This window comes from Fodinicola feengrottensis, assembly GCF_039530045.1.
GTDB lineage: Bacteria > Actinomycetota > Actinomycetes > Mycobacteriales > HKI-0501 > Fodinicola > Fodinicola feengrottensis.
Genome location: NZ_BAAANY010000015.1, coordinates 105,430 through 129,362, shown reverse-complemented (window position 1 = coordinate 129,362; position 23,933 = coordinate 105,430). Strand labels below are relative to the sequence as shown.

General features: G+C 67.2%; 21 protein-coding genes. 13 read left to right on the top strand and 8 right to left on the bottom strand.

The window, feature by feature from the left end:
- Positions 1–24: 24 nt before the first annotated feature.
- Positions 25–651, bottom strand: coding sequence for a dihydroxyacetone kinase subunit DhaL (gene dhaL / locus ABD301_RS21105; protein ID WP_163569515.1), 627 nt, complete (start codon positions 649–651; stop codon positions 25–27).
- Positions 652–1,159: 508 nt separating this feature from the next.
- On the opposite strand from dhaL, the gene ABD301_RS21100 reads away from it, so the two are divergent.
- The 4 genes from ABD301_RS21100 (at position 1,160) to ABD301_RS21085 (ending at position 7,500) form a co-directional block, all read left to right on the top strand.
- Complete coding sequence (locus ABD301_RS21100) at positions 1,160–2,818, top strand: hypothetical protein (RefSeq protein ID WP_344312011.1); 1,659 nt, start codon at positions 1,160–1,162, stop codon at positions 2,816–2,818.
- A 291-nt stretch (positions 2,819–3,109) separates the two neighbouring features.
- Positions 3,110–4,825 (top strand): PQQ-binding-like beta-propeller repeat protein, encoded by a 1,716-nt coding sequence (locus ABD301_RS21095; RefSeq protein ID WP_344312009.1) that lies wholly within the window; start codon positions 3,110–3,112, stop codon positions 4,823–4,825.
- 42 nt (positions 4,826–4,867) lie between these two features.
- Entirely contained in the window at positions 4,868–6,526 is a 1,659-nt protein-coding gene (locus tag ABD301_RS21090; protein WP_344312008.1) for a PQQ-binding-like beta-propeller repeat protein, read from the top strand.
- Between the two features lie 14 nt (positions 6,527–6,540).
- Positions 6,541–7,500 carry an FkbM family methyltransferase gene (locus ABD301_RS21085; protein WP_163569522.1) on the top strand — a complete coding sequence of 320 codons (960 nt, stop codon included), beginning with the start codon at positions 6,541–6,543 and terminating at the stop codon, positions 7,498–7,500.
- On the opposite strand, the gene ABD301_RS21080 is transcribed toward ABD301_RS21085, so the two are convergent.
- Positions 7,497–9,365, bottom strand: coding sequence for a right-handed parallel beta-helix repeat-containing protein (locus ABD301_RS21080; protein WP_344312006.1), 1,869 nt, complete (start codon positions 9,363–9,365; stop codon positions 7,497–7,499). The two genes, ABD301_RS21085 and ABD301_RS21080, sit on opposite strands and share 4 nt — an antisense overlap.
- A 256-nt stretch (positions 9,366–9,621) precedes the next feature.
- On the opposite strand from ABD301_RS21080, the gene ABD301_RS21075 reads away from it, so the two are divergent.
- Together ABD301_RS21075 and ABD301_RS21070 are read left to right on the top strand one after the other, a co-directional pair.
- The gene (locus ABD301_RS21075; RefSeq protein WP_344312004.1) at positions 9,622–11,139 is read left to right on the top strand and encodes a CpsD/CapB family tyrosine-protein kinase; all 1,518 of its coding nucleotides are present in this window, start codon (positions 9,622–9,624) and stop codon (positions 11,137–11,139) included.
- Entirely contained in the window at positions 11,136–12,422 is a 1,287-nt protein-coding gene (locus ABD301_RS21070) for a lipopolysaccharide biosynthesis protein (RefSeq protein WP_344312002.1), read from the top strand. The genes ABD301_RS21075 and ABD301_RS21070 overlap by 4 nt, the downstream gene beginning before the upstream one ends.
- A 33-nt stretch (positions 12,423–12,455) precedes the next feature.
- Here the strand turns inward: ABD301_RS21070 and ABD301_RS21065 are convergent, their stop codons facing one another.
- The 4 genes from ABD301_RS21065 to rfbA form a co-directional block, all read right to left on the bottom strand.
- The gene (locus ABD301_RS21065) at positions 12,456–12,860 is read right to left on the bottom strand and encodes a hypothetical protein (RefSeq protein ID WP_344312001.1); all 405 of its coding nucleotides are present in this window, start codon (positions 12,858–12,860) and stop codon (positions 12,456–12,458) included.
- Positions 12,857–13,249, bottom strand: a complete 393-nt coding sequence (locus ABD301_RS21060) for a hypothetical protein (RefSeq protein ID WP_279581130.1) — start codon at positions 13,247–13,249, stop codon at positions 12,857–12,859. The genes ABD301_RS21065 and ABD301_RS21060 overlap by 4 nt, the downstream gene beginning before the upstream one ends.
- A gap of 217 nt (positions 13,250–13,466) precedes the next feature.
- Entirely contained in the window at positions 13,467–14,054 is a 588-nt protein-coding gene (locus ABD301_RS21055) for a dTDP-4-dehydrorhamnose 3,5-epimerase family protein (RefSeq protein WP_344312000.1), read from the bottom strand.
- A complete protein-coding gene (gene rfbA / locus ABD301_RS21050) occupies positions 14,051–14,956 on the bottom strand; it encodes a glucose-1-phosphate thymidylyltransferase RfbA (RefSeq protein ID WP_163569531.1) in 906 nt (301 codons plus the stop codon). The genes ABD301_RS21055 and rfbA overlap by 4 nt, the downstream gene beginning before the upstream one ends.
- Positions 14,957–15,080: 124 nt before the next feature.
- Between rfbA and rfbB the strand changes: the two genes are divergently transcribed.
- Together rfbB and rfbD are read left to right on the top strand one after the other, a co-directional pair.
- Positions 15,081–16,070, top strand: a complete 990-nt coding sequence (gene rfbB / locus ABD301_RS21045) for a dTDP-glucose 4,6-dehydratase (RefSeq protein WP_344311996.1) — start codon at positions 15,081–15,083, stop codon at positions 16,068–16,070.
- A gap of 83 nt (positions 16,071–16,153) precedes the next feature.
- On the top strand, positions 16,154–17,023 hold the full coding sequence (gene rfbD / locus ABD301_RS21040) for a dTDP-4-dehydrorhamnose reductase (protein ID WP_344311995.1): 870 nt from the start codon (positions 16,154–16,156) through the stop codon (positions 17,021–17,023).
- A 29-nt stretch (positions 17,024–17,052) separates the two neighbouring features.
- On the opposite strand, the gene ABD301_RS21035 is transcribed toward rfbD, so the two are convergent.
- A complete protein-coding gene (locus ABD301_RS21035; RefSeq protein WP_344311993.1) occupies positions 17,053–17,523 on the bottom strand; it encodes a hypothetical protein in 471 nt (156 codons plus the stop codon).
- Positions 17,524–17,847: 324 nt separating this feature from the next.
- Between ABD301_RS21035 and ABD301_RS21030 the strand changes: the two genes are divergently transcribed.
- Complete coding sequence (locus ABD301_RS21030; protein ID WP_344311991.1) at positions 17,848–18,447, top strand: 50S ribosomal protein L25/general stress protein Ctc; 600 nt, start codon at positions 17,848–17,850, stop codon at positions 18,445–18,447.
- Positions 18,444–19,046, top strand: a complete 603-nt coding sequence (gene pth / locus ABD301_RS21025; protein WP_344312104.1) for an aminoacyl-tRNA hydrolase — start codon at positions 18,444–18,446, stop codon at positions 19,044–19,046. The genes ABD301_RS21030 and pth overlap by 4 nt, the downstream gene beginning before the upstream one ends.
- Before the next feature lie 482 nt (positions 19,047–19,528).
- Here pth and ABD301_RS21020 read toward each other — a convergent pair whose 3' ends face one another.
- A complete protein-coding gene (locus ABD301_RS21020; RefSeq protein ID WP_163569534.1) occupies positions 19,529–19,924 on the bottom strand; it encodes a YunG family protein in 396 nt (131 codons plus the stop codon).
- A gap of 210 nt (positions 19,925–20,134) precedes the next feature.
- Here ABD301_RS21020 and ABD301_RS21015 point away from each other — a divergent pair, with 210 nt between their 5' ends.
- The 3 genes from ABD301_RS21015 to ABD301_RS21005 all read left to right on the top strand — a co-directional run bounded on the left by ABD301_RS21015 (position 20,135) and on the right by ABD301_RS21005 (position 23,907).
- The gene (locus tag ABD301_RS21015; RefSeq protein WP_344311990.1) at positions 20,135–21,682 is read left to right on the top strand and encodes a sugar transferase; all 1,548 of its coding nucleotides are present in this window, start codon (positions 20,135–20,137) and stop codon (positions 21,680–21,682) included.
- 66 nt (positions 21,683–21,748) lie between these two features.
- A complete protein-coding gene (locus ABD301_RS21010; protein WP_163569535.1) occupies positions 21,749–22,135 on the top strand; it encodes a YybH family protein in 387 nt (128 codons plus the stop codon).
- A gap of 89 nt (positions 22,136–22,224) precedes the next feature.
- Positions 22,225–23,907, top strand: a complete 1,683-nt coding sequence (locus tag ABD301_RS21005) for an ABC transporter substrate-binding protein (protein WP_344311989.1) — start codon at positions 22,225–22,227, stop codon at positions 23,905–23,907.
- The last annotated feature ends 26 nt before the right edge of the window (positions 23,908–23,933 follow it).

Sequence of the window (23,933 nt, the reverse complement as noted above, 5' to 3'; positions counted from 1 at the left end):
GCTCCATTTTGGGGGCGGCGCTGTTCACCGGCCGGCCACCGCCTCGGCGAGGGCCCGGAAGATCAGCGCGGTCGAAGTGGCGCCCGGGTCCTGGTGGCCGACACTGCGCTGGCCGAGATAGGACGCGCGGCCTTTGCGGGCGACCAGCGGCGCGGTCGCCCGCATGCCTTTCTCGGCCGCTTCCGCTGCCCGCGAGGTGGCGCAAACGAGGTCGCCGCCGGCCGCCAGCTCATCTTCGAAGGCGGCCAGCGCCGGCGCGTACGCATCGACGATCGTCTTGTCGCCGGGCGCCGCCGCGCCTAGCCGCTGGATCGCGGCGAGACCGTCGGTCAAGCCCACCAGCAGCTGTTTCGGGTCGGCGTTGGGGTCAGGGAGGGCCTTGCCGATGGCCCGGAAAGCGCTGCCGAACAGCGGTCCGGCGGCGCCGCCGACGCTGCTGATCAAGGTCATGCCGGTGGTCACGAGGAGGTCCCCGACCGTGGCCACCTCGCGGCCTTCGAGCGCGGCCACGACGGCGGCGAACCCGCGGTGCATATTCGCGCCGTGGTCGGCGTCGCCGATCGCCGAGTCGAGTTGGGTCAGCAGGTCGGTGTGCTCGTCGATGGCCGCGGCGATGCCGTGCACCCAGTCGCGCGTGGCGGCTACGTCCATCGTTTTCTCCTCCAGATAACACCGATTCCGACCAGCGTACGGGCGATCGCGATCCCGTCGCCGACCAATGCGGGCACGACCCCGCCGAAACCATGGATAGCTCTATCGATGGATATGCCGATCGTACGATTAGCAGCGGCCAGGTGTCACCGCTGACCATCGCCGCAGAGGGTTGGACGCGCGAGAGGCCGTCCGGGCGCTCGCGGACACCTTCGACGCGCTGCCGACTGACAGGGCACTCTTTTCTGACTAGAAGGACGAGTCTGGCCGGAAGGACGAGTCGAGCCGTAAGGTGCCATTAGTTTTTGACGAGAATGATGGCGTAATGTCCGGTTGTCGGTCAGGGTTTCTTTTGCTGCCGCCGTTTTGTTTGCCGCGAACATCGTTCGTACCGCCGGCCACCGTATTTCGGCCGGTCGAGCGGCGCTACATTGTGCTTCGACCGATCGCTTTCGAGCAGCCCGACGGCGCGCTGCTGGCAGGTCCTGGACAGCAAAGGTGCTGCGCAATGTCAGGTGCCCGAAAGCGGCTCTGGAAGCCACTGGCCGTCGCCGCCGGCTCGATCGCCGTGGTGACCGTCGCGTCCGTGCTCGCCACCGCCTGGGGCGACACCTCGCCCAAGGCTGGCACGCCGGAAACCGTCACCGCCGATCCACTGTCGACCTGGCAGACCGATGGCATCGTGTGGAGTTTGGCGCAGGCCGGCTCGACGGTTTTCGCCGGCGGCAATTTCGACTTCGTACGACCGCCCGGCACCACGCCTGGCGACTACGCTCAGCTCAGCCGTAGCAATCTCGCCGCTTTCGATGTGGCGACTGGAAAACCGACCACCTTCGCGCACGCGGTGACCGGCACGGCTTACGTCTCCAAGACGAACCCCGGCTCGGAATGCCAGACGATCGGCACCGACGAATACCTCTGTGACGCGGTCTTTCGGGCCAAGACCTCGCCAGACGGCAAGGCGCTCTATATCGGTGGCGATTTCACCCACGTGGATGGCCAGGCCCGCAGCCGGCTCGCCGGTTTCGACCTGACCACCGGAAAGCTCGACGCCAAGATGAGCGCGCTGGTGAACAACCGGATCCGCGGCATCGCGGTTTCGGCCACCACGGTCTACATCGGTGGTGACTTCACCACGGTTAACGGGCAGCCGCGTACGAGGCTGGCCGCGCTCGACCGGGCCACCGGCGCGTTGTTGCCGTGGGCGCCGACCGCGACCGACACCGTACGGGCGCTGGCCCTGTCCGCCGACGGCGGCCGGGTCATCGTCGGCGGCGATTTCGCAAAACTCAATGGCAGCAACGAAAACAGCGTTGGCGCGGTGAGTGCGACCGGCACCGGCGCGCTGACGCAGTGGAACAGTCGGCCGGTGCCGGCGCCGTCCGGCAGCAAATACTCCGGGGTGACAGACCTGGTGGTGGCCGGCTCGACCGTCTACGGCGGAGCGCACGGCGAGGGTGGCGGCGTTTTCGACGGCCGGTTCGCGGTCGACACGAATACCGGCAACACCCTGTGGACGGACACGTGTCTTGGCGCCACCACAGCGATTGCGGTGCAGGGCAGTGTTGTCTACAGCGGATCGCATGGGCACGACTGCAGCTCGATGGGTGGCTGGCCGCAGACGAATCCGTCGACTTATCAGCGGCTGGTAGCCGAAACCGCCGGCAGTGGCAGCAAGAGCACGCTGCTGCACTGGTTCCCGTATGTCAACTACGGCCCGGAAACCTCGTATTACAAGCAGGGTCCGTGGGCACTGGTCGCGGACAGCAACTACCTGTGGGTCGGCGGTGAATTCACCAGGGCCGGCGACGCCGATCAGCAGGGCCTCACCCGGTTCGCGACCAAGAGCGTGGCGCCGGACACCAACCCGCCGGAAACGCCGTTCGCAGCCGCCACCGTCGGCGCGGTCGGCAGCACCGCGCTGAAGGTCACCTGGAAGGCTACCTGGGACCGGGATAACGCGGACCTGACCTATCAGGTCTTCCGTGACAACGGCACGACCCCGATCTACACGACGACGGCAACGTCCAACTTCTGGACCCTGCCGACGCTGACTTTCACCGACTCGGGCCTGGCCGCCGGAAGTTCTCACTACTACCGGGTAAAAGTGAGCGATCCGTATCACAACACCCGATCAAACCCCAATTCCGTCACGGTGCCGGCATAGCCATCAGCAAGTAAAAAAGAATCTTCCGTACGCTCCGGGAGTTGCCCTTAGGGGCGGCTCCCGGAGCGTTTTTGTGCCCGTTTTGCTGGCTGTTGCGGGGATTTTCGGCACTTCATTAACGCGCACAATTGGCCGTCGAAAGAGTCATAAAGAATAGCGGTCCGGCTATCTGGAGTGGACGAACAGACTATTCGCGCCATGGTGGGAAAGAGTTAGCGTGGCGCGGACCGATCGCTTTCCGTGAGCGGCTCTTTCGCTGCCGTCGCGGGCCCTTTCCAGCAAGGACCACAGATGCCAGCTGCGTTATCGTCGCCCGCGTCCCCGTCACCAAAGGCCAGGTTCCGACGAGGTCTGATCGTCGCGGCTGGCGCTGCCCTGACCTTGATCGCCAGCCTCGCGCTGGCGCCGCTCGCGCACGCGGACACCGCGCCGCCGGCCGGTACGCCCGAGACGGTCACCGCCGACAACCTGCCGACCTGGCAGACCAACGGCATTGTCTGGAGCCTCACCCAGAGCGGCGGAACGGTTTACGCCGGTGGGAATTTCGACCACATTCGCCCGCCCGGCACGGCTGACGGCGATCCCAGCCAGCTGACCAGGTCCAACCTCGCGGCCTTCAATGTGGCCACTGGGCAACCGACCGGTTTCGACCACGCGGTGACCGGCACGGCGTATAGCTCGACCACCAACCCGGGCCCCGAATGTGACTCGGTGGGCACCAACGAATGGCTCTGCCAGGCAATTTTCCGGGTCAAGGCGGCGCCGGACGGCAGCGCGCTGTATTTCGGCGGCGATTTCACCCACGTCGACGGCGAGCCGCGCAGCCGGCTGGCCGGTGTCAGTCTTTCCACCGGGCAGCTGGACCCGGCGATGACCCCGGACATCAACGGGCGGGTGCGAGGAATCGCCGTCTCGGCGACGACCGTCTACATTGGCGGCGATTTCACCCAGGTGGACGGACAAACCAGGACTCGGCTGGCCGCGTTGGACCGGGCCACCGGAGCGTTGCTGCCGTGGGCACCGGCCGCGGATGACACCGTGCGTACGCTCGCGCTCAGCTCGGACGGCAGCCGGGTCATCGTCGGTGGAGACTTCCCGCATCTCAATGGCAGCAACGAAAACGCGATCGGCGCGGTGGACGCCAGCACTGGCGCACTGACCACCTGGAACAGCCGGCCGATCCAGTCGCCCAACGGCAGCCAGTTCTCTGGCGTGACCGAGCTGGTCGTCGTCGGACCGACGGTTTTCGGTGGCGCACACGGTGAAGGCGGCGGTGTTTTCGACGGCCGGTTCGCGGTGGACACCAACACTGGTACGACCCAATGGAAAGACACCTGCCTGGGCGCCACCACGACGATCGCGGTGCAAGGCGGCATTGTCTACAGCGGCTCCCATGCGCATGACTGCAGCTCGATGGGTGGCTGGTCGCAGACCAACCCGGCGACCTACCAGCGGCTGCTGGCCGAGACCGCGGATTCCGGCGGTGCCTCGAAAAACAAGCTGCTGCACTGGTTCCCCTCGGTGAACACCGGCCCGGCGGACTCGTACTACAAACAGGGCCCGTGGGCGATGGCCAACGACGACACGTATTTGTGGGTCGCCGGCGAATTCACCAAGGTCGGCGGCGTCGACCAGCAGGGCTTGACCCGGTTCGCGCCCAAGAGCGTGGCACCGGACATCAACCCGCCCGAAGCGCCCTTCGCCGCGCCGGTCGCCACCAATGCCAGCAAAACCTCGCTGAAGGTCAGCTGGGACGCGACCTGGGACCGGGACAACACGGCCACCACGTACCAGCTTTTCCGAGACGACGGAACCACGCCGATCTACACCACGACGGTGAACACGAATTTCTGGACGCTGCCCACGCTTTCCTTCACGGACACGGGTCTGGTCACCGGCAGCTCGCACTACTACCGGGTGAAGGTCGCGGATCCGTTCAACAACAAGCGTTCCTCGCCGTACGGCGACGCGGTAACCGTCAAATGCCCGTGGTTCATCTGCTTGTAAGCGCACAGGCCGCGGCTTGTCAACAATAGGAAGTGATTCCCAGTGTCCTGGAAATTTCGTGCCCTGACAGCCGCGGTCGCGCTGTCGGCCGGTCTCGCGCTGGCGGTGCCGGCTGCGGTGCCGGCCAATGCCGACACCGCGCCACCGGCCGGCACCCCGGCCACCGTGACCGCCGATCCGCTGTCGACGTGGCAGACGGACGGCATCGTCTGGGCGCTGGCACGGTCCGGGTCGACCGTTTTCGCCGGCGGGAACTTCAACGATATCCGGCCGCCGGGCGCGGCGGCCGGCGCGTCCAGCCAGCAGTCCCGGTCGAACCTGGCCGCGTTTGACATCGCTTCCGGCGCGCCGACCACCTTCAATCACCCGGTGACCGGAACGGCGTACACGTCGACGACCAACCCCGGCCCGGAATGCGACTCGGTGGGTACGAACAAGTGGCTCTGCGACGCGATTTTCGGCGTCGCGGCGGCGCCGGACGGCAAAGCCGTCTACTTCGGTGGCGATTTCACCGCGGTGGACGGGCATGCCCGCAGCCGGTTCGCCGGCATCAACCTGAGCACCGGCGCGCTGGAGCCGATTTCGGCGACCATCAACAGTCGCGTACGAGCAGTCGCCGTCTCGGCGACGACGGTCTACATCGGCGGCAACTTCACCACCGTCAACGGCCAGCCGCGGACTCGGCTGGCCGCCTTCGACCGGGCCACCGGCGCTTTGCTGCCGTGGAACCCGTCGACGGACAACACCGTTCGTACGATGGCGCTCAGCACCGACGGCAGTCGGGTCATCGTCGGCGGCGACTTCGACCATCTCAACGGCAGCAACGAAAACAGCATCGGCGCGGTCAGCTCCACTGGCACCGGCGCGCTCACCCCATGGAGCACCCCGCGGCCGATCCCGCCGCGCAACGGCACCCAGTATTCCGGTGTCACCGATGTGGTCGTGGTCGGTCCGACGGTTTTCGCCGGCGCGCATGGTGAAGGCGGCGGAGTTTTCGACGGTCGGCTGGCGGTCGACACGGCCACCGGAAAGCTGTTATGGAAGGACACCTGCCTCGGCGCCACGACGACGATCGCGGTGCAGAACGGCGTTGTCTACAGTGGATCGCACGCGCATGACTGCAGTTCGATGGGCGGTTGGGGACAGACCAACCCGGCGACGTACCAGCGGTTGCTGGCCGAGACCGCGGATTCCGGCGGCGCCTCGAAAAACCAGCTGCTGCACTGGTTCCCGCAGATCAACTACGGCCCGACCAGCTCGTATTACAAGCAGGGCCCGTGGTCGATGGCGAACGACGACAAATATCTCTGGGTGGGCGGCGAGTTCACTCAGGTCGGCGGGGTCGCGCAGCAGGGCCTGACGCATTTCGCGACGACCGCGGTGAAGCCGGACATCAACGCGCCGGAGGTGCCGTTCGCGGCCCCCACGGTGGCCACCGCTGGCAGCAAGACGCTGAAGGTGACCTGGAAGACCACGTGGGACCGCGACAACGCGAAACTCACGTACGAGGTGATCCGCGACAACGGGTCGACGCCGGTTTACACCACCACCGCGTCGACGAATTTCTGGACGCTGCCATCGCTGTCGTTCACCGACACCGGCCTCGCCAGCGGCAGTTCGCATTACTACCGGATCAGGGTCTCCGATCCGTACGGGAACGCCCGCTCCTCACCGAACTCCACAGCAGTGGTCGCCAGTTGAATTAGCATGGTGGCATGACACTGCCATTAAGTACGCGGCTCCGGGTACGGGCTCGACAGGGCCTGTCGCGGGGCCTTCGTGCGGTGCCACCGGGAGTGGTCGCACAGGTGCACCGGCGGTTCGCTGGATCCTCCGGCGTCCAGCAGCGGTTGTGGGCGCCGGCGGTTTCGCTGCTGCGGCACCGGCCGTTGGCGCCGATGCGCGACTTCGCGCTTCCCGACAACCCGGGGCTGCGGCTCACCGCGGTCGAGTCGCGGCTGGCCCGATTGCTTTACTGGTACGGGGAATCCGGCTATGAGGGCTGCGAAACGTTGTGGTGGCGGCGATTGTGTGAGCGGGCCACCGGGATCCTGGAGCTCGGCGCCAATATCGGTTACTACACCGTGCAGGGCGCGGCGGCCGCGCCGGACGCGAAATATGTGGCGGTGGAGGCGAATCCGGAGTCGGCGGACATCGTACGGGCGAACGTACGGCTGAATGCACTACGGAATGTGGACATCGTGCAGGCCGCCGTGGTGGGTGACGACGCTCCGGAAACGATGGAGCTTTCGCTGCCGGACCAGGAACAGTATTCGGCGCCTACTGGGGCTTATCTGTCGGCCGGAAACGAGGGCGTCGGCAACCGGCCGTCCACTCGTGCGGTCACGGTCCCGACCGTCCGCATGTCGTCCCTTGTGGACGGTGTGGACCTGCTGAAGCTGGACATCGAGGGCTATGAGGCCCAGGTGCTGGAGTCGGTACGGTCGAGGATCGCCGAGACCCGCCCCACGATCGTGGTGGAGGTGCTGAAAAAGGTGCCGCGGCTGCGAGCAGTGATCAGCGACCTGCACGCCACCGGATATCTGGTTTTCGCTATTGGCGACGACTCGCTGCACCTGCTGACCGCCGACGAGCTGGCCAACCCGGCGCCCCTTCCGCGCTATGGCAGCCGCGATGTGGTGCTCGTACCAGCCGAACGCGCGAAAGAACTTTAGTCGACGCCCGGCCCGACCAGAGCACCGCGAGCTGGGCTGGCCGTCGTCGTCAGGCCAAGCGCGGATGCCACCTCGGACGGCAGTGGCTGACCGCCGTGCGCGGCCGGGGAACTGGGTTGTGGGCGGAAATTCAGCGCGCCCGGATTGACGAAGACATCGCCCGGCCCACCGGTCAGTTCCTGGCCGTGTGCCTCCAAGCCGGTGGCCTGTCGCCATTGCGCCAGCGATCCGTACGCGTCCACATCGGACGGTGAATTCCACCAGGAAACCAGCACGCTGGGAAGGTGGGCGTTGGCGCGTACGTAACAACCGCCGTCACTGGCCACGATCATCTGGGCGGCACTGGTCCGCGGTGGGTTCTTGTAGTCCGCGGTGATCACGAACGGCTGGTCGGAATCCACGTCACCGACCATCAAGTTGTTCAGCAGCCGGGTGTTGCGGCTGTCCCAGACCTGGCCCATGCCGTTGGAGTACGGGTCGCTGTCCGGTCCGCGCGGATCGTTGTAGACGCCGAGGTTGCTCTGGTTGCCGACCATCGTGTTGTTGACCACCCGAACGTTGTCCGAGCTGGAGATTTTCAGGCCCAGCTTGGCATTGCCCGCCATCACGTTGGACGCGACCAAGGCCCGTGCGGAAATCTCGTAGAACAGGCCGTTGACCTGGTTGCCGCTCGCGAGGTTCCCGATCACCACCGCGTCGCTGCAGCCCAGGTCGCACCACCAGCCGTTGGAGTGGTTGTCCCGAAAGATGTTCCTGGCGATGTACGGCCGTTTGGTACGGGTGATCTTGGTGCCGGCGGCCCCCACCGAATCACCGGAGATGGCGAAATGCTCGGCGTTGTTGCCGACCATGGTGTTGCCGACGATCCTGATGTTGTCGGCTTTGTTGGCGACGATGCCGGCGAGGCCGTTGCGGTCGAAGAGGCTGCTACTGATGGTCGCGTCCGGCTGCGCGATCAGCAGCCCGGTGGCGGCGGAGCCGAGGAAAACATCCTTTTCGAAAGTGACCTTCCGAGCATTGACCGAGACCATCGCCGGATGGTCTTTGTAGTCCTGGTTGGACGCGAAAGAACGGAATCCGACGCCCCGGATGACCGCGCCGGCGGCGCCGGAGTCCAGCACCGCGAACTGGGTGCGTACGGCCGATTCCACCGTCTTGCCGGCTGGCGAGGTGCCGACGTACAGGACATGGCGGCTTTGGTCGACGAAGAACGTGCCGGCCTGCACCTTGTCGCGGCTGCCGACCTGGCGCAATGGCTGGCCGTTTATCAGCACCATGTCAGGGAAACCGGCCTGCGGGTAGGCCGGATCGATGATGTTCGGCAGGAAACAGCTGTGGCACAGCTGGACATCCCAGTTGTCGTGCCGCCAGGTCGACCCGTCGGCGACCCAGCCGGTGACCACGTCGGCGCCGGATATCCACGCCTGCTCGCCCGGATACGGCTGCAGGATGAACGGTTTTCCCAGCCCGTCCACGGATTCCCGGTAGACGCCGGCGCGGAGCACCACGGTGCCGCCGGAGGGCACCCGGTCCAGGGCGGCGCCGACCGTACGCAGGGGGGTGTCCTTGCCGCCGTCCGCGCTGTCATTCCCGGCGGGGGAGACGTAGAGGCTGCCCGGTGGGATCGGGTAGTCGGTGGTCGGAATCGCTACCGGAACAGTGTTCGCACGGTCCGCCCGGGAGGTGTCCACTCCCGGCGGCTCCGAGCTCTCCGAACTCATCGCCCGGGGCAGGTCGACCAGCAGGAGCCGGCCGCCGACCACAATGGTGACCGCGCCGACCAGCACCACCACGGCCCATACCGCCAACCGCCGACGCCAGTGGGCGTCCGGTGGCGCGTCTCTTTGGACCGGTCTGGAGGGCATCGGTGGGATGCTACGCCCAAACCACCCGTATCACCGCTTGGCCGACGCCGGCTCGCCATCCGCCCGTCGCCCGGTGGATGTTCGGCCGACGTTTGTCGCCGTTCGGAGCGGCGCACTCGTACGGCCGCATCGAATACCCTGGTCTGGGCACCGGTTTCGTCCGTTTCGGCCGTGACGGCCAGTGGTGGACGTAGCCTTAAAGGGCTAAGTACCTGGGGTCGGGAATGGGCGGTGGCTGTGAGCCGGAGTGAGCGCGATGGATGAGCGCTCCGCGCCGGGCATCCTGGAGGCGTTCTGGCGCTACCGGGCGACCTCGGCCGCGATCGTGCTGCTGGCGGTGGCGCTGAGCGTCGGCGTGACTTTCGTGCTGAAAGGGCAGGCCACCGCTAAGGCGGTGATGACGCTGTCGACCCCCGGCCCGGACAACGTCATTGGCGTGAACATCAACAGCGAGGCCGCTTTCGTCCGGTATGTGAAGCAGCGCGCGATCTACGTGACCTCGGACAAGGTGCTGCAGCAGGCCGCGAAGTCGCTCGGCGACACCAGCGTGGCGGACCTTCGTACGAGCGTGACCGCGACCGCCAGCGACACCGGCGAGGACATCGCGGTGACCGCCACCGCGCTGAGCGCGACGACCGCGGCGCGGAACGCGAACGCCGTGGTGAAGGCGTATCAGGACGAGACCCAGGCAGACGTCACGGACGCGACCACGTCCGCGCTGGCCGCGATCTCGGCCGCTCGGTCCAAAGTGGTGTCGCAGCTGTCTGGCGGCGACGCCGGCACCCCCAAGACGGCGACCAGCAGCATCGACAAGGCCGACCAGAGCTCGGCCACCCAGACGCTGTCCGCGCTCGACGTGCAGGCCAGCCACATCCGGCTCTGGTCCACGCTGTTCAACAACGGCGTCTCGCTGGTGAACCCGGCGAGCGCGGACAGTGCGGCCGGCGGCGGCCTGCCGTACAAGGAGGCGGGCATCGGCTTGCTGCTTGGCCTGCTGCTGGCCGGCGCACTCGCCTGGCTGCGGGCCGACCGGGACCGGCGGGCCCGGGCCGCCGAGGACGCCGGCGAGATCATCGGCGCGCCGCTGCTCGGCGAGGTTCCCGAGGTCACCCGCGCGGAGGCGGTCACCCTCGACCACGTGGCGAACATGCCGTCCGAGAGCTACCAGCTGGTCGCGTCCGGCCTGCAGGCCACCATGGGCGGCGGGGTTCTGCTGGTCACCGGCGCGACCCGCGGCGAGGGGCGTACGACCACCGCCCTGCACCTCGCGGCCGCGGCGGCTCGCGATGGCGCGCGCGTACTGATCGTCGACGGCGACATCCGGGTGCAGCGGCTGTCCGAGTTGTTCGGGCTGGCCCGGGAGGCCCGCGGGCTGACCGCACTGGCCGCCCAGCACGCGACCGTCGACGAATGCACGTATTCGGTGGACCTCGGCGGCGACAACGCGCTGTGGCTGATGCCGGCCGGTGCCGCTGTCGGCAACGTGCCGGGCGTCTTCGGGTCGGCCGCGATGGCCAAGGCGCTGGTGGAGATGCGGACCAAGTACGACATGGTCATCGTCGACTCGTCGCCGCTGGTCAGCTCCCCGGACGCGGCCGCGATGGCCCGGCACTGCGGGGCCGCCCTGGTGGTCACCCGGCGGGGTACGACGCTCGGCCCGCTCCGCCGGCTGGTGCAGCAGCTTGACCTCTACTCGGTGACGGTCGTCGGTCACGTCTTCACCTTCAGCGGCACGTCCCGGCCGGCTCGCCGCGCCGCCGCGCCGCAGGCGTGAGCCCACCGGGCCGCGGGCTGCTGGCCCGGCGGGCCAGCTCGGCGCTGGTCTCGCAGGGGATCACCGCGTTCGCGAGCCTGGTGTTGCAGCTGGTCGCGGCACGTACGCTCGGCGCCGCCGGCCTCGGTTTGTACGCGCTGTGCGTCTCGGTGTTGATCACCGCGACCGCGCTCTACACCGGCTGGGTCGGCGACAGCGTGACCGTGTTGGACCGCTTCGAACCCCAGATCCGGGCGGCGATTTCGGTCAGCGTGATCATCGGCGCCGCCGGCGGATTCCTGGCCGGGCTGGCATATCTGCTGTTCTTTGGCGGCGGCACGTTGTCGGCCGCTTTCCTGCTGGGTGTCCTCATCACTTGTTGGCTGCTGGAGGAGACCGGCCGGCGGACGCTGATGGCGCGGCAGGAATTCGGCAAGCTGGTCGCGAACGACGGCACGTACTTCGCCGTCACGCTGCTGGCGTTGGCCGTCGGCTGGCTGCTCGGCGTGCCCTGGTCGCTGACCGAGCTGCTCGGCGCGATGACCGTCGGCGCGGTCGCCGCCATCTTGTTGGCTGTCATTCAGTTGCCCCGTGCGGAACTGTCCGCGCTCCGACCGGGTTTCGCCGGCCTGCGTACGGTGGCCGCCTTCGCCGCCTGGCGATCCGGGCAGGCCACCATGCGACCGGCGACGTTGCTGGTGGCGCGGCTGATGGTGCAGATTTTCGGCTCGCTGGCCGCGGTCGGCGCGATGGAAGCCGCGCGGCTGCTGTTGGCGCCCGCGCAGACGGTCATCAGCGGCGCCGGCAGCTTCCTGCTGTCCACGTTCGTGTCCGCCGAAAAGTCCGGCGAGCGCGGCCGTACCCAGAAGAAGCTGGCGAACCGTGCGGTCTGGGCGCTGGTGGCGGTGGTGATCATGGTCGGCGTGGTGGCGGCTGCGCTGCGCGGCCCACTCGGGTGGCTGGTCACCGGCGGGAAGTACGAGCTGTCCGCGATCGCGGTCGTCGGCTGGGCCGTCTACCTGGCCACCTGGGCGGCGACCCTGCCGTATGTCACGGAGATCGTCGCCCGGCAGCGTTCGCGCGATGTTTTCGTCGTAAGGCTGGTGGACTCGGTCCTGGGCGTGGTCGCCACGCTCGTTGTGCTGGCCGCGGGGCTCGGATATCCGTGGGTGCCGTGGGGGATGTCGGTCGGCGGCCTGGTGGCGGCGGTGTGGCTGCGTCAGATCGCGGTGCGTACGCGACCCGACGCCCGCATCGGCGGCCGCCACCGGATGAGCCGCCGGCGTACCGGCGTCGCCGCCTGACCCAGCGTTCGCGCCGGGCCAGGCGGGAATCGCTCAGGCCCGGCGGGCGTCCATGCTGAAGGTCAGCACGTTGCCGGACCCGGTCTCGGTCTGCCCGTAAAGCACTCCGGTGCCGCCATTGGTGTAAGCGCAACCGACCGTGCCGCTGGCCCGGCCGTTGCCATCGAGCTGCAGAACGTTGGGGGAAGTGGCGGTGTGGCAGATGGTCGCGCCGTTGACCGAGAGCTCGGCGTAGACCAGGGCTCCGGCCGGGCCACTGACGTCGTAGTCCAGGTAGTAGTTCCCAGCCGAGACCGGACTGGACAGGGACTGGCAGTGGTCGGACTGCGCGGTGGTGTGGCAGACCGCGCTGAACGCGGGTTGGGCTGTGGTGGCTGAGGCCGCGGACGGCACGGCCAGGAGTACCAGCGCGCCGGCGACCGCTGCTATTTTCCTCACTGGTGCCGCCAATCGAGGGAGATGTCGCTGGCCTGGTTCGAAGTGGCGCTGAGCTGCGCATCGCCGGCTGGCAGCTCGCACCCAATCGTGCCGCTCGCATGTCCACGCGCGGGTATTTCGATCGGCGCCACCGTGAGGCAGATCGAGAACCCGACGGCAAGTCTGGCGGTCGCTTCCGCGGGCGTCTTGGTGTCGTTGGTGATGTCGTAGTCCAGGTAGTAGTTCCCGGCATCGACGTGCTGCGGCAGCCCCTGACAGTCCCGCACACTCGCGCAGAAGACACTCGCTGCCGGTTGCAACGTCGCGGCCGACGCCGCTGCTGGCGCCGCCGCGACCATCGCCAGGCCGGCGGTGACCATTCCAGCTCTTCGGACCCACTCGCTGATCACGCGTAACTCCCTGTTGAGGTGATTTGGGGTACGCCCGATCTTGCTGTTCAAATGTCCGGAAAACAATCGATAAATGTCATAAGTAGTGGTTATCAGATGTCATTACCACCTTCCCCGCCAGTGACAGGCCCGACCTCGAGTGCGGGACTTTAACCCACACTCGACGCCGAGAGAGGCACAAAGTCCCACACTCGACGAAAACCCAGCCCCACCGGGGTTAGCGCAGGTCGATGGTGGGTGGCGCCAGGTAGTCGGGGAGGGTGCCGGCGGCGAGTGCCTCCGCCAGACTCGGCGCGTCCGCGTCCTTGGGGGACAGGATCGGCCGGTCGGTGGGCCAGTCGATGGCGAGTTCGGAGTCGAGCGGGTTGACGGCGTGCTCGAACTGCGGTGCGTACGTCTGCGAGCAAAGGTAGACGACGGTCGCGTTGTCGGTCAGGGAGCAGAAAGAATGGCCCAGTCCCTCGGAAAGGTAGACCGCTCGGCGCTCGGTGTCGTCCAGCCTTACGGCTTCCCATTTCCCGTACGTCGGTGAGCCAACCCGCACGTCGACGACGACATCAAGCACCGCGCCGGACACGCAGGAGACGTATTTTGCCTGTCCTGGAGGAACATCGGCGAAATGAATGCCGCGGACCACCCCGAGCGCGGACGTGGAAAGGTTGGCCTGGGCCAGTTCCAGCGGGTGACCGACCACATCGGACAGTTGGTCGAAGCGATACCACTCGGCGAAACTGCCGCGGTTGTCGGTGTGCTGGTCGGGAAGGATCTGATAAGCCCCGGGAATGCCGAGCTCGACGATCTTCACCGGGACAGCACCTCCGCCGACGGCCGGGTCTCGCGGTCGTCCGCGGCCAGCAGTTCATAAAGATAGTCGCCATAACCGCTCTTGCGCAGCGGCTCGGCCAGTGCCCGCAACTGGTCGTCGTCGATCAGGCCGGCCCGCCACGCGACCTCTTCCAGGCAGCCGATCTTCAGGCCCTGCCGCTCGGAGACCACCCGGACATATTCCGAAGCCTGCACCATCGCCTCGAACGTACCGGTGTCCAGCCAGGCCGTGCCGCGGTCCAACACCGAGACCCGCAACCGGCCCGCGCGCCGATAAATCTCGTTCACCGCGGTGATTTCCAGCTCGCCGCGGGCACTGGGCCGCAGCTCGCGGGCGATGTCGACCACGTCACGGTCGTAGAAATACAGGCCTGGCACGACATAGCGGGACCGTGGCCGGGCCGGCTTCTCCTCGATGGAGACGACCTGGCCGTCCTGGTCGAATTCGACCACGCCGTAGTCCTGCGGATTCGCCACCGGATACGCGAAAATCTGGCCGCCGTCGACCTCGGAATAGGCAGCTAACTGGGATCCGAGACCGACGCCGTGGAAAATGTTGTCGCCCAGAATCAGCGCGACCGGCTCGCCGGCGAGGAAATTGGCGCCCAGCACGAACGCCTGCGCGATGCCCTCCGGACGACTCTGCTCCGCATACTCCAGCCGTAGCCCGAACTGGCTGCCGTCACCCAGCAACCGGCTGAACAGCGGACGGTCGTCGGGGGTGGTGATGATCAGGATCTCCGAAATTCCGGCGGCGACCAGAACCGAGAGCGGATAATAAATCATCGGCTTGTCGAACACCGGCAGCAGTTGTTTGGAGACCGCACGTGTCACCGGCCACAGTCGGCTCCCGGTTCCGCCGGCCAGCACTATTCCACGCATCTTCGCGACATTAGTTGTCGAATCGGGATCGGTGATCCGCCGAACGGGCACGGTTACCCGCTCGTACGGCCAGCACCCCCGGTGTCGGCGCGAGCGCGGTCATCGGCGTGGCTACTCTCGACAGGTGCGACTAGTTGTCACCGGCGGCGCCGGATTCATTGGTTCGGAGTTCGTCCGGGCAGCTCTGACGGGTCAGTTGGAGTTCGGGTCGACGGCCGGCGACCTCGACCTGGTCGTCCTGGACGCGCTCACATATTCCGGCAACCGCGCCAATCTGGCGAATGTCGCGGACGATCCGCGGCTGCATTTCGTGACCGGTGACATCTGCGATCCAGTGGTGGTTGCGCAAGTCATGTACGGCGCGGACGCGGTCGTGCATTTCGCCGCCGAATCGCACGTTGACCGCTCCATCGCCGATCCGGCGGCATTCGTGCGTACGAACGCGGTCGGTACCCAGACCCTGTTGGAATCGGCCCGCCGGGCCGGCGTCGGCCGTTTCGTCCATGTCTCCACCGACGAGGTGTACGGCTCGATCGGCACCGGATCCTGGACACCGGACCAGCCGCTCGCGCCGAATTCCCCTTATGCCGCTTCGAAAGCGGCCGGCGACCTGATGGCCTTGGCGTATTTCCGGACGTACGGCATGGATGTCGTGGTGACCCGTGGCTCCAACACCTACGGCCCTTTCCAGTTCCCGGAGAAGATCATTCCGCTGTTCGTGACGAATCTCATGGACGGTGGCACAGTGCCGCTTTATGGCGATGGTGCGAATGTCCGTGACTGGCTGCATGTCACCGACCACTGTCAGGGTGTGGCCGCGGCGCTGCGACACGGTCGGGCTGGTGGCGTCTATCACCTCGGCGGCGGCACCGAGCTCAGCAACCGGGAGCTGACCGGGCGGCTGCTGGAGCTGTGCGGCGCCGGCTGGGACAGCGTCCGGCACGTCGAGGACCGCAAGGGACACGACCTGCGCTACTCGCTGGACATCGCGGCCAGCCGCGCTGAGCTGGGCTACCAGCCGTCCGTCGATATCGACGCCGGGCTGGCCGCGACTGTCGACTGGTATCGCACCCACCGCGCCTGGTGGGAGCCGCTGCGCGCCACCGCGTCTTGATCACTTGGACCTCAGGTGCGGCCGGACCGGCCCTGCTGGCATCCTCCGGAGTTGAGCGAAGCAGGGAAAGAAGGAGTCGCACCGTGACCCGATGGCTGATCGCCGGCGGCGGCGGGATGCTCGGCCGCGAGTTGGAGCAGTTGCTGGCCCAGTCGCGGCTGGATGACATCGTGGTCGCGCTACCACACGCCGACCTGGACATCACCGACCCGTCGGAGGTCGGCGCGGCCGTACGGCAGAACGTCGGACCCGGGGACGTGGTGGTCAACTCCGCCGCGTACACGAACGTCGACGCCGCCGAGGCCGACCAGGCCACCGCGTACGCGGTGAACGCCGAGGGGCCGGCGGCGCTGGCCGGCGCGTGCGGCCAGGTGGGCGCCCGGCTCGTACACATCTCCACCGACTACGTCTTCGACGGCAAGGCCACTCGGCCGTACGAAGAGGACGCCAACACCGGGCCGGTCAACGCGTACGGGGCGAGCAAGCTGGCCGGCGAACGGGCCGTACTTATGGCGTTGCCCAACGGCGGTTATGTGGTGCGTACGTGCTGGCTCTACGGCCGTTATGGGGCGAACTTCGTGTCGACCGTGCTGGCCGCCGGCCGGGCCGGCAAGCAGCTGACGCTGCCGACGACCCAGGTCGGCCAGCCGACCTGGACCCGGCCGGTGGCCGAGCAGATCCTGGCGCTGGTCGAGTCGGACGCGATGCCCGGGCTTTACCACGGCTCAGCGTCCGGGGCGGCCAGCCGCTACGAGCAGGCCTTCGCCGCCTTCGAAGCCGCCGGACTCGACACCTCGCTGCTGACCCCCACCGTCACCCCGTCACTGCGGCCCGCCGCCCGCCCGTCGTACACCGCGCTGGCCCACACCCGCTGGATCCGCGCCGGTCTGCCGCGCTGGCCCCAGTGGCGGACCATGCTCGACACCGCCATCCGCACCGGCACCTTCGACTGACCTCCTCCGCTTCCTCGCGCGGAGGGAGATCAGGAGCCGATCGGGCCGGCGGGGAAGAGGTCGGCGAGGTAACCGGCGAGGTCCGGGATCTCGGGTTTGAGCAGGTGGCGGACCCACGAGGAGCGCTCGTGCTCCAACGGCGGCAGCTCCCACACGCAGCCGATCCAGGGCTTCCGGACGGGTACGAAGTTCGTCGGGTCCTCGTCCGGGCAGCCCAGGAACGGGATGCCGGCGGCCACGTTGTGGTATTCGATGACGTTGTCCCAGACCCACGAGTAGACATTGAGGTAGGCAGCGTTCGAGCTGCGGTGCAGCACGGTGAACGCGGCCGGCGGGGTCTCGTCCACGTCGGCCAGCAGCTGGGGTAGGCAAGCGTAGGCGGCCTCTTCGACGGCCGGCTCGAGGGCGACACCCTCGGCCCGTACGTGGTACCGCTTGATGGACCGCCCGGCGACCACGACAACGCCCGGGCTGGTCAGGTTCTTCTCGATGAACGACATGGCCGAAAGGTAGCCGCGTACGCCTGACATCTTCTGTCAGTCGGCCCCGCGCGTACCTGATGGGGACATCTCCCAGAGGGTCGTCTAGACTTGCGAGGTTGCCCGGCGAGGGACGCCCAATGACGGCTCCGTTATCGACGCGCAGGTGAGCTGCTGCGTTGTCACTGATGCGGCGGTCGGCGTTGGCGTACCGAGGATGGACGACAGCTGACCGGGTGGGTGACGGACGTGGCTGACCCCGTCGGTGCCTCCCAGTCCACTACCAGACCAGCAGTGCAGGCGCGCCCGAGCGCCGCATACCGCAGCTTGTAAGGAGCATCAGTCGTGTCCGAGGTCCTCATCACCGCCGAGCCGCGCACCGAGTTCGGGAAGGGCGGCGCCCGCCGCACCCGCCGCGCGGGCAAGATCCCGGCCGTGCTGTACGGCCACGGCACCGCTCCCCGGCACGTGGCGCTGCCGGCCCGCGAGTTCACCATGGTCATGCGCGGCGGGGTGAACACCCTGCTGACCGTCGAGATCGACGGCACGAAGGAGCTGGCGCTGCCCAAGGCCATCCAGCGTGACCCGATCAAGGGCACCTTCGAGCACGTCGACCTGCTGCTGGTCCGCAGCGGCGAGAAGGTCACCGTCGACATCCCGATCAGCATCGTCGGCGACCCGTTCCCCGGCGGCATGATCAACCAGGAGCTCGACCGGCTGACCGTGGAGGCCGAGGCGACCCACCTGCCCGACGGCGTCGAGGTGTCGGTCGAGGGCTTCGAGGTCGGCAGCACCATCACCGCCGGGCAGATCACGCTGCCCACCGGCACCACGCTGTCGATCGACCCGGAGGCGTACGTCGTCGGCATCGTCGCCGCGCAGGAGACCTCCACCGAGCCCACCGCGGAGGCGACCGCTGACGCCGGTTCCGGGGACGACGCCTGACCGGCGCCGGCTCGCCTGACGGCGCCGCACTGATCGTCGGGCTCGGGAACCCCGGGCCCGAGTACGCCGGCAACCGGCACAACGTCGGCGCCATGGTGCTGGACGTGCTGTCCGCCCGAGTGGGCGGCAAGTTCAAGGTGGCCCGCAAGGGTCGTGCTCACGTAGTAGAAGGCCGGCTGGGCCCGTTGCCCGGCCGGCGAGTGGTGTTGGCCAAGCCGCTGTCGTACATGAACGTCTCCGGCGGTCCGGTCGCCGCGCTCCGCCAGTTCTATCGCGTGGAGCCGGCCGCGATCGTGGTCGTCCACGACGAACTCGACCTGCCCTTTGGCGTCGTACGCCTCAAACAGGGCGGCGGCGAAGGTGGCCACAACGGCCTGCGCTCCATCAGCCAGTCGATCGGGACGAAGGACTACGTCCGCGTCCGCGTCGGCATCGGCCGCCCACCCGGCCGCCAGGACCCGGCCGACTTCGTACTCCGCGACTTCTCGTCGACCGAGCGCAAGGAACTCGACCTCCTCACCGACCTCGCCGCCGACGCCACCGAGGCGATCATCACCGAGGGACTGCTCGCCGCCCAGAATTCCTTCCACGCCTCCTGACACTTTTCACCCGGTGCGGCTCGAAACTGTCGTAGGTGTCTGTTTTTCTTTCCCCCTCCCTTTGAACGGGCGGGGGGTGGGTCGAGAGGTGGACCTTAATTTTTAGTTGAATATTGGTCCTCGAACCCGCCCCCCACCCGTCACTGGGTGGGGGTGATTTTTGGGGGTGGGTACGACAGTTTTGGGCCGCACCCTGTGTAGAGCTGCACAATCGGATTCCGATTGTGCAGTGGGGTGGTTCAGGACCCGTGTGGGTGCGGCTTTTGGCTGTGGGTGAGCGGGTACTGGGTGGGGGACATAGGTGGCGGCGTTATTTGCGGAATCCGGTTACTGGCGGTGAAAGTTGATCCCACCAGTCCCAATAAGAACAGCGGAATGTGCCTGACTGGATTCTGGTCCACATCTTGGGATTGGCGTCCCGTACCCTGGACCGCCGGTTACCCTTGCGACTCAAGTGATTCCTGCGCACTCAAGCGCGGGGGCTAGGCGGGGTCAGTCAAGGCGGCCTCGGTCAGCTTGGTCAGCACTCGGTCGCGCAATGTCTCGTACTGCTCTCGGCAGCGTCGGGGCGGTCCGTCGGGGCGTACGACGGCATGGCCGGCGCTCACGTGTTCGTCCGGTCGGAACTGCTCGCGGGTGAGGTCGACTTCCATTCTGCCGCCGAACCGGTTCCAGTAGTGGTAGCCGACCTTCGCGCTCTCGACCAGCACCTCGCCGAGCATCAGGTCGCCGCCGAAGAAATCGTGCAGCACCAGGGCCGTCACGCCGCATTGACCCCTGGACGGGTTCTCCGGATGCCAGTCGGCGAGATCGGCGGGATCGCAGGTGTCGGCGCCCCAACTCGCCCGGACCAGACTTTCGAACTGGGCGAGGGTCATCGCCCGCAGTCTGCCAGCGAGGTCTGACGATTTGCGTGGTCACCAACCGCGGATTGTGCAGTGCGCACAGGTCTGGACGTCCCAGGTCTGTCCTACATGGACACTCGAGCCGCGAAACACCTGCCTACAAGCGATACCAGCGTTCGACAGCTGTACTATGCCGCTCTATCACGGTATTGGCTGATATTTCGGACATTGGAGGGCGGTCAGGTGTCGATCGTTGACTACGCCGACTCAGCGTCGGAGGACGTCGACGGTCGGCCGATGGCCGCGCCACCCAAGGACGATCTGCGGATCATCTTTCCCGACCAGCCGGAGAAGAAGGCCACCTGGCCCGCGCCGGGGAACTGGGCGCGCCGGTACGTGCACCGGTTGGTCGTGCTCGACGCCAGCGTCGGGCTGCTGGCCGGTGGGGTCGCTTTCGCCGTACGGTTCGGAAAATTCCGCGACTTCACGGTGCCGTATTTGATCTTCTCGGCCGCCCTGCCGCTGCTGTGGCTGGCCGCGCTCGCCCTCGGTCGGGCGTACGAACAGCGGTTCCTCTTCGACGGCAACGACGAGTACCGCAGGGTGCTCAACGCCGTCACCGGCCTCACCGCGACGCTCGCGTTGTTCTCGTACGCCACTGGGACGGAGGTGGCTCGCGGGTACGTTTTGATAGCGCTGCCATTGCTCACCGCCGCTGACATCACCGCCCGCTACGCGATGCGGCTGTGGCTGGTCCGCAGCCGGGCCCGCGGCCAGAGCATGCGCAAGGTCGTGGTCGTCGGGTACGAGCGCGCGGTGCTGGACCTGTGTCGGGAACTGCGCCGCAACTTCCACCACGGCTTGTCGGTGGTCGGCGCGTGCGTGCCGTTCGCGCCGGTCACCGGGCCGGCCGACACCACCCGGCTGCTCGACCAGGGCCGGGTCGCGGTGCTGGGCAGCTTCGACGATGTCGAGACCGCGGTACGCCGGACCGGTGCCGACATCGTCGCGGTGCTGGCGTGCCCGGAGATGGACGCGCCGGCGATGCGGCGGCTGTCCTGGCGACTGGAACGCACCGGCACCGACCTGATGGTGGCCGGCGCGCTGCTCGACGTGGCCGGCCCCCGTACGACCATCCGGCCGGTCGACGGGCTGCCGATGATGCACCTCGAGCACGCCGAGCTCTCCGGGGTGCGAAGGCTGGTCAAGGGCATCTTCGACCGGGTACTGGCGGCCGCCGGGCTGGTCGTGCTGGCGCCGGCGCTGTTGCTGATCGGGGCCGCCATCCGGCTCACCAGCCCGGGGCCGATGCTGTTTCGGCAGGTCCGGGTCGGCCACAACGGCACCGAGTTCGTGGTGCTGAAGCTGCGGACCATGGTCGCCGACGCGGAGCAGCAGTTGGCGGACCTGCGGGATCGTACGGACACCGACGGCGCGATGTTCAAGATGCGGCTGGACCCCCGGGTGACCCCGGTCGGCCGGTTCCTTCGCCGGTTCTCCATCGACGAGTTGCCGCAGCTGGTGAACGTTCTGCGCGGCGAGATGTCGCTGGTCGGCCCGCGGCCGCTGCCGGCTCGCGAGATGGGCCACCGCTACGAGGAGTTCCGCCGCCGGATGGTCGTTAAACCCGGCATCACCGGCTTGTGGCAGGTCGGCGGCCGGTCCGACCTGTCGTGGGAGGACGCCGTACGGCTCGACCTGCGGTACGTGGAGAACTGGTCCCTCAGCCTCGACCTGGTGATCCTGCTGCGTACGGTCACCGCGGTCATCCGGCACGCCGGCGCGTACTGACGGGCTCATGAGCGAACGTCCGAATAGCGGAAAATGCCTGTTGATCATGTGTTTCACTAGATAGGTATGACTGACAACCAGGTGTTGCCCGAGCCAACAGACCTCGTCGCCGCGTTCGTGACCGCTTTCAACAGCGGTTCAGCGGAGGCCGTGGACGAGTTGTACGAGGACGCGGCCGTCCTCGTGCCAGCACCTGGTCAGCCGATGTCCGGCCCGGCCCGATCGGCCGCCAATCGGCACCTGCTGGACTTCGGCCTTCCCATGGAGGTCGCCGTGCAGCATGTCTATGTCGTCGGCGATCTCGCGTTGCTGCTGGTGGACTGGTCCATCGACGGCACCACCACGGCGGGCATCGAGATCCACCTGAAAGCCACCGCGACCGATGTGGCCCGGCGTGGCGCCGACGGGATGTGGCGCTATGTGATCGACAACCCCTTCGGCGTCGGCCGGTAGCCGCCGGCCGATGGGGCCGTACCGGCTTGCCTGCTCGACTGCCTCTTCGGACGCAGAGATCCTGGGCAGGGTCGGACAATCTCCCAGTCATGACAAGAAAAGCCATCGTCAGTTGGTTGGCCGCCGTGGTCGGGCTGGTGCTGCTCGGGAGTGGCTGCACCACCGCTGGCGGATCCGCCAGCGGATCTGCCGCCGCGACGGGGCACCGCGGCGGCATTCTGCATTTGTTGATGGCGAGCGACTTGGAACACCTCGACCCGGCCCGAGCCAACACCGAAACCCAGCTGCAGCTGCAGACGCTTTACAGCCCCACGCTCACTTCGTACGTCAACGCCGCCGGGACCGCGGGCACGGCGATCGGGCCGGATGCGGCGACCGGCACCGGCCGGTCGAACGCCGACAGGACCAAGTGGAGTTTCACCGTCCGGCCGAACCTGCGGTGGCAGGACGGCAAACCGGTCACCTGCGAGGACTTCCGGTACGGCGTCAACAGATCGTTCTCCGACCTGTTGACCGACGGACCCAGCTATCAGAAGGCACTCCTGAAAGGCGGTCAGACGTACCGCGGGATTTACCTTGATCCGCACGGAATCCCGTCCGTCACCTGCGTCGGTGACACGATCACCTACGAGCTGGCCCAGCCGCTTGCCGATTTCCCGTACGCGGTGACGATGAGCAGTTTCGCCGCCGTACGCCAGGACCGCGACGCCAGGACCGGCTATGACGCGATGCCTTTTTCTTACGGGCCGTACGAATTCGCCAGTCATGTTCGAGACAAGAGTATCCGGATGGTACGTAACCCGCACTGGGACCAGAGCGCCGATCACATTCGTCTCAACCTTCCTGACGAGCTGGATTTCGAGCTCAGCGTGGAAGGATCCGTGATCACCGACCGGCTGGTCCGTGGCCAGGGCACCGACCAGCAGGCGGTCTCGTTCGGCAGCAGCGCGATCGCACCCGAACAAGCCGCACAGATCCTCGCGAGTCCCGCGCTCAAACAGCGTACGATCACCGGGTTTGGCGGGTCGACGACGTTTATCGCTATCAACACGAAGAAAGTCCCGGACCTCGCCTGCCGGCGAGCGTACGTCTATGCGATGAACAAGAAAACCTACCTCACGGTCCAGGGCGGGCCGACTTTTGGCGACTACGCCACCACAATCGCGGCGCCGACAGTCAAGGCGTACCGCAAAATCGACCCGTACGGGTTGGCTGGAAAACCGGAAGGCGATCCGGCGAAAGCGCGAGAACTCCTCGCGCAGTCACGCAACTGCCCGCAGGACATCAAGCTCGACTATTCGCAGTCTGCCACCGGCGACCGGATCGCCGCCGCCATCGCGGACGCGTTCGCTCGCGTGGGCCTCGCCGTGCATCCCAATCCGTTGCCGCGCAAGTCGTTTCACACCATCGTTGGGCGCCCCGCCGCGCAAAACGAACTCCTGCTGACCAGTTGGATCGCGGACTGGCCGTCCGGCGAGGCGATCTTCCCGCCGCAGTTCAGCGGCGACCGCATCCGGCCCGACGGCAACGTCAACTTCTCCCAACTGAACGACCCGAAAATCAACCAGGCGATCAAGGCCGCCGAAGCCGTCCCCGACACCGACAGCGCGCAGGCAAGCTGGGCAACCGTCGACCAGCTGATCCAGGAAGACGCCGCGGCGATCCCCATCCGCTACAACAAGCAGGTCCTGATTGTCGGCCCGAGGGTCACCGGCGCGCGAATCAGCTCCCAGTATCTCGACGTGAGCCTGCAAAACGTGGGTGTCGAGTAGCGCCCGTACGAGGACCAACTGCGCTC